The organism is Sphingobacterium sp. UBA5789, assembly GCF_002418355.1.
Taxonomy (GTDB): Bacteria; Bacteroidota; Bacteroidia; order Sphingobacteriales; family Sphingobacteriaceae; genus Sphingobacterium.
Genome location: NZ_DIDX01000007.1, coordinates 119,485 through 131,411, shown reverse-complemented (window position 1 = coordinate 131,411; position 11,927 = coordinate 119,485). Strand labels below are relative to the sequence as shown.

Here is an 11,927-nt window from a genome sequence, read left to right as displayed (position 1 = left end):
ATATGTATCTTTTTACCTATACAACAATATTTATAGGGTTGTAGTTATACGGCTACATTTTAATAATTTAAGATTAAAAAAATTTTGAATCATCCACAATTAAAGTACATTTGTATAGGCCCTCCCCAAGGGCATGTTTTTCATAGGTAGATGTAGGGTCGAATATTTCTTATTCGACCCTTTTTTTTAGCTTTGTGTTTCAATTTAATAGAAAAGACCATGTCAAATAAAATAGTGGTGGCGATTACTGGTGCCAGTGGTTCTATATATGCTAAAGTATTATTGGATACGCTGGTCAGGATCAAAGATCAGTTTGAAGAGATAGGAGTAGTAATGTCTGATAATGCTAAAGATGTGTGGAAGTACGAATTGCAGAATACAGCCTATGAAGATTATCCTTTTACATTTTATAGTAAAAATGATTTTTATGCACCTTTTGCTTCTGGTTCTGCGAGATTTGAGACCATGATCATTTGTCCCTGCTCTATGGGGACTTTAGCACGCATAGCGCATGGTACTTCTTCGGATCTGACGACACGTGCCGCAGACGTCATACTTAAAGAGCGCCGTAAACTTATCCTGATTGCACGAGAAACACCTTTAAGTAAAATCCATTTGCAGAATATGCTGGCTGTGACCGATGCAGGAGGTATTATATGCCCTGCCAGTCCGTCTTATTACAGTCTTCCAAAAGATTTTGAAGAATTGGCACGGACAGTGGTTGACAGAGCCTTGTCTCTGGCCGGAATCGTTGTGGAATCTTATCAGTGGGGGACAAAAAAATAAGCAGATAATATTCCTGCAATAGTAGCTCTTTTAATAGTATTTTGTACATTTGTTTTCTAAATGACGCAGCACCTCGCTACAACTGTTTGTTATCTTCCTTTCTTTTATTTTTCAAAAGAAAAATCCATTTTTTATTTTATGTATGGTTGTTTAAAACAAATGATGTTCAGGTCAGGTGTTGTATGTTTAACAGGACTTCATCAAGCAAATAGATTTTAATTTCATGAGTACATTATTAATCACTTCTGCAACTGTTATTTTGCCAGGAAACGAGCATCACCGCAAAGAGGTGGATGTATTGATTGAGAATGGTAAGATCGTACAGATCGGGAAAAAAATAAAGAAACCGGATGCTGCAGCTACGGTAGTAGATGCAAAAGGAGCATTTTTAGCACCTGGTTTTTTTGACCTTAACGTTAATTTCGGAGAACCCGGACTGGAAACCAAAGAAGATATACAGACCGGTACAGCTGCTGCTGCTGCCGGAGGATTTACAGGAGTGGCTGTTCAGCCCAATACAGAACCTGCTATACAGAGCCGTTCTGAAGTAGCGCTGGTAATCAATGCTGCAAAAGGAAATCTGGTAGATGTATATCCGGTGGGAGCTATCAGTAAGAAACGTGAAGGTAAAGAGCTTGCAGAATTGTATGATATGCAACAAACTGGTGCAATAGCTTTTAGTGACGGCAACAGAAGCGTACAACAAGCTGGTCTGATGAGTCGTGCTCTGTTGTATTCTAAAGGATTCAACGGCTTGATCATATCACATCCGGAAGACGAATCTATGGCAGGCGGAAATCAGATGAATGAAGGAATAGTAAGTACCTATCTGGGTATGAAAGGAATTCCTAATCTCGCAGAATCATTGATGCTGTCCCGTGATCTTTATCTTGCTGAGTATAATGAATCGCCGATACATTTCTCTACAATCAGTACTGCTGAAGCAGTTGACCTCATTAAGAAGGCAAAAGCAAAAGGGCAGCAAGTGACTTGTGATGTAGCTGCACATCATCTTGTGTTATCGGATAAGGAAGTGGAAGGATTTGACAGTAACTATAAGGTAAACCCTCCGCTACGTACCAAACAGGATATTAAAGCGTTACTAAAAGGACTGAAAGATGGCGTAATCAATGCTGTTGTATCTCAACATACACCTCAGGAGGTCGAATATAAAAAAGTAGAATTCCATATCGCTAAAAATGGTATTATAGGTTTGCAAACCGTTCTGCCATTACTTGTACAGGCTGGATTAGACGAGGAGGTTATTGTTGATAAACTGGCAATAGGTCCGCGTGAGGTTTTAGGTCTGGCTGTTCCTGTACTGCAAGAGGGAGAGGTAGCGAACATCGTATTGTTTGATACAAAACAAAAATGGACATTTGATACCGTACAAAATAAATCCAAATCTGACAATTCTCCTTTCCTCGGACAGGAAATGACAGGTAAAGTATTACTGGTATTGAATAATGGTAAAATATTTAAAAATTAATCAATTATGAATGTTAAAATAGCTCGTGCAGTGACGCAAGGTCTGGAGACCTATGCTGCCAACGAAGGTCATGATCATCAGGAATTGTTGAGCCAGCTTCATCTGGCTTTTGATGCCCAGAAACCTTTTCTGGAAAAAGTAGATCTGTTGGATGCTGCTTTTGACGATCATATGCGTTTTGATGAATTGAGAGAAGTCTGCTTCGATCTGTTGCTGATGAACTTCTTCTCTGAAGATGTACAGAAGCTGGAAGAAGATTATCTGGATTCGCCGGAATGGGAAAGTATAGAAGATCAGACCATCGACAGAGGAACTGAATTACTTAATATTTTTCTTTATCTTCGTGAGTGTGCTGATGATGAAATTGAGCCGGAATTGGAGGATTATTTAAAAGAATTCCTTCTTGTAGATGAAGATGAATTTCAGGATGAGCATCGTATTTATGAAAAGGTGATTGCTAATCAGATCCTGGTGGACAGCAGTTATGCTGAGATTGCAAAAATTGCCGAAACAGTAGATAATCAGGACGAATTGTACGAAGTATTTTACCCTATGATGAGTTTCTTTTCCGAAGCAAATCCGTCTGAAAAACAATGGGAAGAATATCAAAGTGCTGCTTTAAACAAATCGCTTGATTCAGCTCTTTATCAGATTATTATTAACTATAACAAATAAATTATGACCGACCAACTTTCACTTCAAGAACCAGATAGTAAAAAGCAGAGCATAACCTATGGATTATACTTGGGTATTATTGCTTTTGTGCTGGGTATTGTAATTATGTACATTTCTAAAAGTACGACTTCCTTAGTGGTGCTGTATGGCGTTTCTGCAGTATTGCAATCATTAATTATTGTTGTTGTAGCAGTGCTATTTTCACTGAGTATCAGAAAGAGTATAGGCGGATACTGGTCATTTTCTGAAGCCTTGAAAAAGATCTTCATTATGTTTGCTGTTGCTGCTCTTATTTCTTCAGTTGGTTCTTTTGCCTTTACAAAATTTGTCGAACCTACTCTTCAGGAAGAAGTAATCAATAATACCAGTAACCTGACTATCGAAATGATGGAGAAATCAGGTGCCACAGAAACGCAGATAGACGAAGCTATTGCAAAACTGGATGAACTGAAAGCTGGAATTTCAACAATATCGTTCTGGCAAGTTTTCAAAGGATTAGCTATCATGATGATCTTCTATTTTGTCTTGGCTCTGATTCTGGCTGCTATTTTAAAGAAAGAAAAACCTTTTTTTCAGCAACATCCTAACGTAGACCCTAATACCGATCCGAATGCAAATTACGGTGCATGGCCGGATCAGAACAATCCCAACTAATACGATAAAAAAGTTAAGATATTTAGCATAGAAAATGGATATTTCGGTAGTCGTTCCACTATTTAATGAAGAAGAATCGTTGCCAGAGCTTACCGCCTGGATCGATCGGGTTATGCAGGCCAATAATTTTTCATATGAAATTATTCTGGTTGATGACGGGAGTAATGACAGCTCCTGGAAAGTGATTGAGCGGCTTAAAGAAGGAAGCGATAATATCATAGGGGTAAAGTTTCGGAGGAATTACGGTAAATCTGCAGCATTGAATGTAGGTTTCGCCGCTGCTCAGGGTGATGTTGTCATCACTATGGATGCCGATCTGCAGGACAGTCCGGACGAAATTCCGGAACTTTATGACCGTATTATGCGTCAGGATGCAGATCTTGTGTCCGGGTGGAAACAAAAACGATATGATCCGCTGACGAAAACAGTTCCTACAAAACTATTTAATGCCGTAACACGCAAAATGTCAGGTATTGACAATTTACATGATTTCAATTGCGGATTAAAGGCTTATAAAAAAGATGTTGTTAAGAGTATCGAAGTGTACGGTGAAATGCATCGTTACATTCCGGTATTGGCAAAATGGGCTGGATTTTCAGCTATACAAGAGCAGGTTGTACAACATTATCCCCGTAAATACGGTACCACGAAATTCGGCCCTGGAAGGTTTGTCAAAGGTTTTCTTGATCTGTTATCCATCTATTTTGTAGGTAAATTCGGTAAAAGACCTATGCACTTCTTTGGTTCAATAGGAGTGATCAGCTTTCTGATCGGTATTTTTATTACTTTTTACCTTATCGTGGACAAACTGATGAGTATTGCGAATCATTCCCCGTATCGCAATGTTACCGATCAGCCTTTGTTCTTTTTATCGTTGGTCGCTATCTTAATCGGTACACAGTTATTCCTGACCGGATTTATTGCTGAGTTGGTATCCCGTAATGGTAGTGAACGAAATAAATATCAGATAGACCGGGTAATCTAATCTCATGTTCTTTTCCATTATCATTCCCTTATACAATCGTCCGCAAGAGATTGACGAATTGCTCGACTCGCTGCTAAGGCAGCGTTATAAGCATTTTGAAGTCATTATTGTAGAAGACGGTTCGCAGAAGGATGCCAAAGCTATTGTAGAACGCTATCAGGATAAGCTGGATGTACATTATTACTTCAAACCTAATGAGGGGCAAGGATTTGCCCGTAATTATGGTTTTGAACGAGCCAGGGGCGATTATTTTATCATTTTTGATTCCGATGTTATTGTACCTTCCGATTATCTCCATGAGGTGATCATTGGTTTGCAAAGGGATCATTTCGATGCTTTTGGCGGGCCCGATGCCGCACATGAATCTTTTACCCCAGTTCAGAAAGCCATCAGTTATTCCATGACCAGTCCTTTTACAACCGGAGGTATACGCGGAAATAAAAAGCACATCGGTCAGTTCAATCCGAGAAGTTTCAATATGGGCATCTCACGTGAAGTATGGGTGCGTACAGGTGGGTTTAAACTGGCCAGAAGATCAGAGGATATAGAATTCAGTATCCGTATGATTGAACAGGGATTCAAGGTAGGACTGATTCCTGAAGCGTACGTCTATCATAAAAGAAGAACCAGCTTTTCGCAATTTTTCAAGCAGACAAATTTCTTTGGAAAGGGGAGGATAGATATCTATAAATTATTCCCCAAAGAATTAAAACCTGTTCATGCTTTACCTGCATTATTCGTCGTTGGTTTAGTCGTTTTAGTGTTGCTGAATCTGCTGAATGTTGTGCTGGTAGGTAAATTAGGACTTATTCTATTCCTCACATCCATCGGCAATTGGGGATTGGGATTGTATACATTGCTTCTCTTTTTTCATGCCTTGTATATCACCAGAAGCCTGCAGGTTGCCTTTTTAAGTGTGATTGCTGCATTTACTCAATTGATAGCATACGGAAGCGGATTTATTGACAGCTATATCCGGGAAGTCATACTGGTTCGTAAATAGAAAGTTGGGATTCCGTTTTGAATTCTTCTTTAAGGTTATTAACTTGGTTTGTTCATTTAAAACAGTACATTTTGCTGCCTTTTACACAAAATAGTTTAGATAAGATAGAAGCATTGTTTAAAGAGTTTGGATTTAAACTGCGTTATGAAAAAGGTAATTTTCGTACCGGAGCCTGTGTGCTTCAGCATTCGAAAGTTATTGTGGTCAACAAATTTTCAAATCTGGAGGTCAAAATTCAGTCTCTGATCCAGATTCTTCATGAAATTCCGGCAGATGAGGCTGTATTAGATGAGAAGCAACGGACGCTTTATCAGGCAATCAGGCAAACAAAATTATCGATTTGAAAATTACTTTTTTAGGAACCGGAACTTCACAGGGTGTCCCTGTTATTGCGTGCCATTGTGAGGTGTGTCAGTCTGCTGATCCTCACAATAAACGGTTGCGCTCTTCGGTGATGATCGAATTTGAAGGAAATAATATTGTAATCGATACCGGACCTGATTTCAGATATCAGATGCTGAGAGAAGAGGTTAATCATCTCGATGCTATTTTGATGACACACTCTCATAAAGATCATATTGCAGGTCTGGATGATGTGAGAGCATTTAATTATCAACAGAAACAGTCTATTCCCATATACGGTACTCAGGCGCTGCACGAAGCCCTGAAACGTGAATTCTATTATGCTTTCTCCGATATCAAATATCCCGGAGTTCCGCAATTAGAGCTTCGGGAAATTGACGGCAGCCAATCCTTTCATTTGTATGGTAAAGAAATTATTCCGATAGAAGTCATGCACTTCAAAATGCCTGTGCTTGGATATCGTATAGATAATTTTGCCTACATTACGGATGCCAAAACAGTGTCAGATGAATCGGTTGAAAAATTGAAAGGGGTCGATTATTTAGTGATCAATGCCCTGCAAAAAGAACCTCATATCTCTCATTTTACATTGGAAGAAGCCATTGGATTTGCGAATAAAGTAAATGCAAAACAAACCTATCTGACGCATATCAGTCATCGCCTGGGACTTCATGAAGAGGTTTCCAAAGAACTCCCTGATCATATTCAATTGGCTTACGACGGGCTTTCTATTAAGCTTTAACAGGATTTTTTAACATCATATTCAAACCTTTTTGACATCGTGGCGTTTTAATATTACAAACGTCTATTTATGTAAATTTTAAAATTAAAGGAGAATATTATGGGTAACATTTTGTATTTAATCGCGGTCATTTTAGTTATTATCTGGGCGATTAGCTTTATAGGAGGATATTATACAGGTGGTATTATTCACGCATTACTGGTGATAGCTATCATTGTTATTTTATTGAGAATAATTAGAGGAAATGCTTAACCCCTTAGATTATTAAGATACAATTGGGCGATCTGGATGTCCTCAGGATAGGTTATCTTCAAATTTGAATGGTGTCCTTCCAGTAAGGTAACCGGATGGCCTGATTGTTCTACCACAGAAGCGTCATCAGTAAATAAAGCATTTTCCTTTTGCTGGTACGCCTTGAAAAGTAGCTCCGCATTAAACGTCTGAGGCGTTTGAACCATCCACACCTGATCACGGTCATAGGCTGAATTGATCAGTTTTCCATCTTTTTCTTTTTCCAAACGTATAGAATTTGTGCTTTTTACCGCTACAACTACCGCCTGTTTAAGTGCAGCCAGTTCATAAGCGTGATCGATGATATCCGGACGGATCAGGGGGCGTGCCGCATCATGTACGGCAATAAGATGTTCGGAAGGTTGTGTCGTACGGGTACAGATATAAGTAAGGCCATTACGAACACTCTGGAAACGTGTGCTCCCTCCGTATACAATATCATGAGGAATGTCAAAATGGTAGTCCCTGCACAGGTCTTTCCATAAGCTCTCCATATCAGGATGGATGACAAGCACAATATGCGGCTTGGTTTTACAAGTATAAAAAGCCTGAATAGTATGCATAAGCACAGGCTTATCCTCCAGAATCAGGTATTGCTTTGGTAAAAGCTGATTCATTCTGCTACCTGTACCTCCTGCCACTATTATAACATATTGCTGAGCCATGTTTCTACACTTTGTTCCTACAAAAATAAAAAACGCGAACAACAGTTTGATATTGTTCGCGCTTCAGAATAAGATTATTTTATGCGATTAGATAATCAGCATCGCATCTCCGTAACTGTAGAATCTGTATTTTTCTTTTACAGCTACTTCATAAGCATTCATTACATTTTCATAACCCGCAAATGCAGCGATCATTACCAGTAATGTAGACTCCGGAGTATGGAAGTTTGTGATCATAGAATTCGCAATGCTGAAATCGTATGGAGGATAGATAAATTTACTGGTCCAGTCAGAAGCAGCTTTCAGGTGTCTGTCAGCAGATACGGAAGACTCGATCGCACGCATAGAAGTAGTACCTACGGCACATACACGTCTTTTGTTATCAATTCCTTTATTTACGATACGTGCAGCTTCTTCCGTAATGATAAACTGCTCTGAATCCATTTTGTGTTTAGTCAGATCCTCCACTTCTACAGTACGGAAAGTACCAAGACCTACGTGTAATGTTACTTCTGCAAAATCAACACCTTTCAATTCAAGACGTTTCATCAGTTCTCTGGAAAAGTGCAGACCCGCAGTTGGAGCAGCTACAGCACCTTCATTCTTTGCATAGATGGTCTGGTATCTGTATTTGTCTTCAGGTGTAGCTTTACGTTTGATGTATTTCGGAAGAGGAGTTTCTCCTAAAATCTCAATATTACGTCTGAATTCTTCATCTGTACCGTCAAACAGGAATCGGATAGTACGACCTCTGGATGTCGTATTATCTACGACCTCAGCAACCAACAAATCATCATCACCAAAGTACAATTTGTTACCCACACGGATCTTACGAGCCGGATCTACCAGTACATCCCATAAGCGCAACTCCTTATTGAGCTCGCGAAGTAAGAATACCTCTATAGTAGCCCCTGTTTTCTCTTTGTTACCATACATGCGAGCAGGGAATACTTTTGTATTGTTTAAGATCATGACATCTTTGTCATCAAAATAATCTAAAACATCTTTAAAAATTTTGTGCTCTATTTTTCCGCTATCACGGTGAAGTACCATCAGGCGTGCTTCGTCACGTTGTTCCGAAGGCTCAGATGCTAACAAAGATTCTGGAAGATTGAACTTAAATTGAGATAATTTCATTTTTTATTGTTGAAATTTTAATAAATAACGATTTGCCATCAAATCCGCTCCGTTTAAAGAAGGATTTAAAAAAGCATACAAAGTTAAGCATTTCTGAACTAAAAATATTATATTTCAACATTATTATTCCCCTTTACAGGAATTATTCGTTTATATTTACGGAATAGATTTTAACGCCATACATGATAACCGTTTTCAGACTTCTTAAAGAAAGTTTTGGTTTTGCAATTTCCGCTCTTAAAGATAATAAGACGCGGACATTTTTATCCCTTCTGGGGGTAACTATAGGTATTATGACGATTATAGGTGTTTTTTCAGCCGTAGATACTCTTCGCAATAATCTTGAAGAATCCGTTCGGAAAATAGGAAGCAGCACATTATATGTTGACAAATGGCCATGGGACGGAGGTCCTGATTTTCCCTGGTGGAAATATATCAATCGCCCGGAGCCGAAATATAATGATTATCTGGCGCTCAAGAGCAGAATGACTACCGCAGAACATATTGCTTATGTTTTTAATATCGGTAACAGCGTAGCTAAATTCAAAAGTAACAGTGCAACTAATATTACGGTAAATGCTGCAACACATGAATATTATCAGACACAGAGTGCTGAAATAATTGAAGGACGCTATTTTACAGAAACAGAATCTAATGTGGGTTCGATGGTCGTGGTGCTTGGTGCAACCATTGCCGAAGGGTTGTTTCCTTCCGGAAATGCGTTGGGACAGAAGATTTCCCTGTTAGGACGTAAGTTGACTGTGGTAGGTGTTTTGAAAAAGGAAGGAAGCGGAATGCTGATCAATACTTCCTCTGACGATATTGCATTTATACCTTTCAGTCTGGGACGTAATCTTGCCAATTATGAGCAGTATAATCCCAGTATTGTCATTACAGTCAAGCCAACCTACACACTGGACGAAGGAGAAAGCGAGTTGAAGGGCCTGATGCGCTCTATTCGTCGTATTGCTCCTCAACGCGAAGACGATTTTTCACTTAATAAAACAACCCTGATTACGGCCCAGCTGGATCAGATGTTTACCGTAATCAATCTGGCCGGATTTTGTATCGGTATATTTTCAATCCTTGTAGGAGGTTTTGGTATTGCCAATATCATGTTCGTAAGTGTCAAAGAGCGCACCAACCTGATCGGAATCCAAAAAGCGCTCGGAGCAAAAAAATATTTTATCCTTACACAGTTTCTTTTCGAATCCATTTTACTCTGTCTTATTGGTGGAGCTGTGGGGCTTGTCATGGTCTATGGAATTGCATTTGTGGTTAAATTAGCTACAGGTTTTGCTGTGCTGGTGAGTCTCAAGATGGTTATTATTACCTGTTTTCTTTCCACATTTATCGGATTGATATCAGGTATGATTCCAGCGTTTATGGCAGCCAATATGGATCCAGTGGAGGCAATCCGAAGTAAATAATAAAATAGTTTCCTGATTCATTTTTAATTGGATAAAATCTTATTTTTAGGAAGTGGAAACATCCTATAAAAATCTGACGATCCAGTTATTTTGGCTATTCATATTTGGTTATAGCTGCTATCTGATGGCAGAAATTACCTGGAGATATCGTTTTTTTGAACTTGATGCTGCTTTTTTGCAAATCAAACAAACCGAAATTCAGCATGTTTCCTGGTATAAGTATATCTTTTATACGCATGTATGTTCTGCTATTTTGGTCCTTCCTGCAGGTTTTACACAATTCAATTCCCGTTTTTTATTACGTTACCCGAGGATTCACAGGATTGTGGGGTACCTGTATGTTAGTATTATTTTACTTCTGGCTGCTCCTTCCGGAATATTAATCGGTTTGCATGCAAACGGAGGCATTACTGCACAGGTGGCATTTGTTTTGTTAGGACTGTTATGGTTTTACTTTACCTTAATGGCTGTACTGACCATTAGAAAAGGGAATGTCCACAGTCATCAGAAATTTATGTACAGGAGTTTTGCACTCACTTGTTCAGCATTGACATTGCGGTACTGGAAAGTAGTGATTGTGTATTTTTTTCAACCCAATCCTATGGATGTATATCAGATTATCGCCTGGTTGGGCTGGGTGCCAAACTTGTTGATAATGGAGTGGTTTATTTACAGAAAATTTAACAAATTATGAAATATCAGGTAGCACACATTGCCTGAATAAAAATGAATTCAATCTATATAATTATGAAAAGAATAATGTTGATCGCTTGTGTAGGATTGCTGGTCATGGCATCCTGTAAAGACAAGAAAAAGAACCAGAATGATACTTCTTCATCATTAAGTAAAGATAGTGTGAAGATGGCAGAAGAAATACATAAAGAGTTGTATGGCAATTGGGTTGGAGATTTTGTGATCGATGATGATGTATTTGCACAGATAGCCGGGGACGAAGAGTTGTTGCGATCATTGGATAATCTGCCTAAAATCAACCTGACTATTAAGCGTATCACAGCGGATACTGTACTCGGACAGAATATAGTAAGAGGTAATATGCGTCCGGTAATAGGGAAAATAGAAGATAATGGAGGAAATATTTCTTTTATACTGGATGAGCCTGGAGATAACAAATCTGACGGAAGATTTGAATTTAAAGTAAAAGGGGATACTCTGATCGGAAGCTGGAAAGCATTTGATAATTCGGTGAAAGTAAAAAAGAGAAACTTTAAGTTGCTCAAAAAGCAATTTGCATACAACCCTAATCTGATGCTTCCTGACGAGATGGAGTTGGTGGATTGGCGTAATTCAAAACAAGAGAAGATTACGGAATTAGACGGAGATACCACTTATTCCTATGTCACTACTTTATATAGAGCAGCTTCACCAGTCGTATATAAGATCAATGCCTCCAAAGAAAAGCTAACGGAAGCTAAATTGAAAAATCTCAAAAAATTAGATCTGGAAATTATCCGCAATACGATATTTGCCAGACATGGGTATGCATTTACAAAAGTAGGTGTACGTCAGTTTTTTGACCCTGTAGAATGGTATGTTCCTGTTTCGAATGATGTCTCTTCTCAACTGTCATCTTTGGAAAAGGATAATATCCAGATGTTGAAAAAGTTTGAAAAATATGCAGAAGATAACTACGATAGCTTCGGTCGGTAAAGACTGAAGCAATTATGCAGAGTTAAATTATTTTATTGT

14 protein-coding genes are annotated in these 11,927 nt (G+C 38.7%); 12 read left to right on the top strand and 2 right to left on the bottom strand.

Features of this window, described 5'->3' with window-relative positions:
- Positions 1-219: 219 nt before the first annotated feature.
- The 9 genes from B4B65_RS17940 to B4B65_RS17900 all read left to right on the top strand — a co-directional run bounded on the left by B4B65_RS17940 (position 220) and on the right by B4B65_RS17900 (position 6,949).
- Positions 220-786 (top strand): UbiX family flavin prenyltransferase, encoded by a 567-nt coding sequence (locus B4B65_RS17940; RefSeq protein ID WP_003001849.1) that lies wholly within the window; start codon positions 220-222, stop codon positions 784-786.
- Between the two features lie 223 nt (positions 787-1,009).
- Positions 1,010-2,275 (top strand): dihydroorotase, encoded by a 1,266-nt coding sequence (locus tag B4B65_RS17935; RefSeq protein WP_293917529.1) that lies wholly within the window; start codon positions 1,010-1,012, stop codon positions 2,273-2,275.
- A gap of 6 nt (positions 2,276-2,281) precedes the next feature.
- Positions 2,282-2,950 carry a hypothetical protein gene (locus B4B65_RS17930; RefSeq protein WP_293917526.1) on the top strand — a complete coding sequence of 223 codons (669 nt, stop codon included), beginning with the start codon at positions 2,282-2,284 and terminating at the stop codon, positions 2,948-2,950.
- A gap of 3 nt (positions 2,951-2,953) precedes the next feature.
- Entirely contained in the window at positions 2,954-3,604 is a 651-nt protein-coding gene (locus B4B65_RS17925; RefSeq protein ID WP_293917524.1) for a DUF4199 domain-containing protein, read from the top strand.
- Positions 3,605-3,638: 34 nt separating this feature from the next.
- A complete protein-coding gene (locus B4B65_RS17920; protein ID WP_115169145.1) occupies positions 3,639-4,589 on the top strand; it encodes a glycosyltransferase family 2 protein in 951 nt (316 codons plus the stop codon).
- Positions 4,590-4,593: 4 nt separating this feature from the next.
- Positions 4,594-5,592 carry a glycosyltransferase gene (locus tag B4B65_RS17915; protein ID WP_293917517.1) on the top strand — a complete coding sequence of 333 codons (999 nt, stop codon included), beginning with the start codon at positions 4,594-4,596 and terminating at the stop codon, positions 5,590-5,592.
- Positions 5,593-5,663: 71 nt separating this feature from the next.
- Complete coding sequence (locus tag B4B65_RS17910) at positions 5,664-5,936, top strand: hypothetical protein (RefSeq protein ID WP_201678704.1); 273 nt, start codon at positions 5,664-5,666, stop codon at positions 5,934-5,936.
- On the top strand, positions 5,933-6,697 hold the full coding sequence (locus B4B65_RS17905; protein ID WP_293917513.1) for an MBL fold metallo-hydrolase: 765 nt from the start codon (positions 5,933-5,935) through the stop codon (positions 6,695-6,697). Before B4B65_RS17910 ends, B4B65_RS17905 begins: the two co-directional genes overlap by 4 nt.
- Positions 6,698-6,796: 99 nt before the next feature.
- Complete coding sequence (locus B4B65_RS17900; RefSeq protein WP_003001870.1) at positions 6,797-6,949, top strand: lmo0937 family membrane protein; 153 nt, start codon at positions 6,797-6,799, stop codon at positions 6,947-6,949.
- Here B4B65_RS17900 and B4B65_RS17895 read toward each other — a convergent pair.
- Together B4B65_RS17895 and queA are read right to left on the bottom strand one after the other, a co-directional pair.
- Positions 6,946-7,653, bottom strand: a complete 708-nt coding sequence (locus B4B65_RS17895) for a 2-C-methyl-D-erythritol 4-phosphate cytidylyltransferase (protein ID WP_293917510.1) — start codon at positions 7,651-7,653, stop codon at positions 6,946-6,948. The genes B4B65_RS17900 and B4B65_RS17895 overlap by 4 nt on opposite strands.
- Before the next feature lie 87 nt (positions 7,654-7,740).
- Entirely contained in the window at positions 7,741-8,790 is a 1,050-nt protein-coding gene (gene queA / locus B4B65_RS17890; protein WP_003001878.1) for a tRNA preQ1(34) S-adenosylmethionine ribosyltransferase-isomerase QueA, read from the bottom strand.
- A 182-nt stretch (positions 8,791-8,972) separates the two neighbouring features.
- On the opposite strand from queA, the gene B4B65_RS17885 reads away from it, so the two are divergent.
- The 3 genes from B4B65_RS17885 to B4B65_RS17875 all read left to right on the top strand — a co-directional run bounded on the left by B4B65_RS17885 (position 8,973) and on the right by B4B65_RS17875 (position 11,888).
- Entirely contained in the window at positions 8,973-10,220 is a 1,248-nt protein-coding gene (locus B4B65_RS17885; protein ID WP_201678707.1) for an ABC transporter permease, read from the top strand.
- Positions 10,221-10,344: 124 nt separating this feature from the next.
- Positions 10,345-10,914, top strand: a complete 570-nt coding sequence (locus B4B65_RS17880; protein WP_293917505.1) for a DUF2306 domain-containing protein — start codon at positions 10,345-10,347, stop codon at positions 10,912-10,914.
- Between the two features lie 53 nt (positions 10,915-10,967).
- Positions 10,968-11,888: a YARHG domain-containing protein gene (locus B4B65_RS17875; RefSeq protein WP_201678709.1), complete on the top strand. Its 921-nt coding sequence runs from the start codon at positions 10,968-10,970 to the stop codon at positions 11,886-11,888.
- Positions 11,889-11,927: the final 39 nt, after the last annotated feature.

Excerpts from the sequence above, each read along its gene's own strand:
- queA (WP_003001878.1), bottom strand. The coding sequence starts at position 8,790 with ATGAAATTATCTCAATTTAAGTTCAATCTTCCAGAATCTTTGTTAGCA.
- B4B65_RS17880 (WP_293917505.1), top strand. The coding sequence starts at position 10,345 with ATGGCAGAAATTACCTGGAGATATCGTTTTTTTGAACTTGATGCTGCT.
- B4B65_RS17925 (WP_293917524.1), top strand. The coding sequence starts at position 2,954 with ATGACCGACCAACTTTCACTTCAAGAACCAGATAGTAAAAAGCAGAGC.
- B4B65_RS17940 (WP_003001849.1), top strand. The coding sequence starts at position 220 with ATGTCAAATAAAATAGTGGTGGCGATTACTGGTGCCAGTGGTTCTATA.
- B4B65_RS17930 (WP_293917526.1), top strand. The coding sequence starts at position 2,282 with ATGAATGTTAAAATAGCTCGTGCAGTGACGCAAGGTCTGGAGACCTAT.
- B4B65_RS17915 (WP_293917517.1), top strand. The coding sequence starts at position 4,594 with ATGTTCTTTTCCATTATCATTCCCTTATACAATCGTCCGCAAGAGATT.
- B4B65_RS17935 (WP_293917529.1), top strand. The coding sequence starts at position 1,010 with ATGAGTACATTATTAATCACTTCTGCAACTGTTATTTTGCCAGGAAAC.
- B4B65_RS17895 (WP_293917510.1), bottom strand. The coding sequence starts at position 7,653 with ATGGCTCAGCAATATGTTATAATAGTGGCAGGAGGTACAGGTAGCAGA.
- B4B65_RS17900 (WP_003001870.1), top strand. The coding sequence starts at position 6,797 with ATGGGTAACATTTTGTATTTAATCGCGGTCATTTTAGTTATTATCTGG.
- B4B65_RS17875 (WP_201678709.1), top strand. The coding sequence starts at position 10,968 with ATGAAAAGAATAATGTTGATCGCTTGTGTAGGATTGCTGGTCATGGCA.
- B4B65_RS17920 (WP_115169145.1), top strand. The coding sequence starts at position 3,639 with ATGGATATTTCGGTAGTCGTTCCACTATTTAATGAAGAAGAATCGTTG.
- B4B65_RS17885 (WP_201678707.1), top strand. The coding sequence starts at position 8,973 with ATGATAACCGTTTTCAGACTTCTTAAAGAAAGTTTTGGTTTTGCAATT.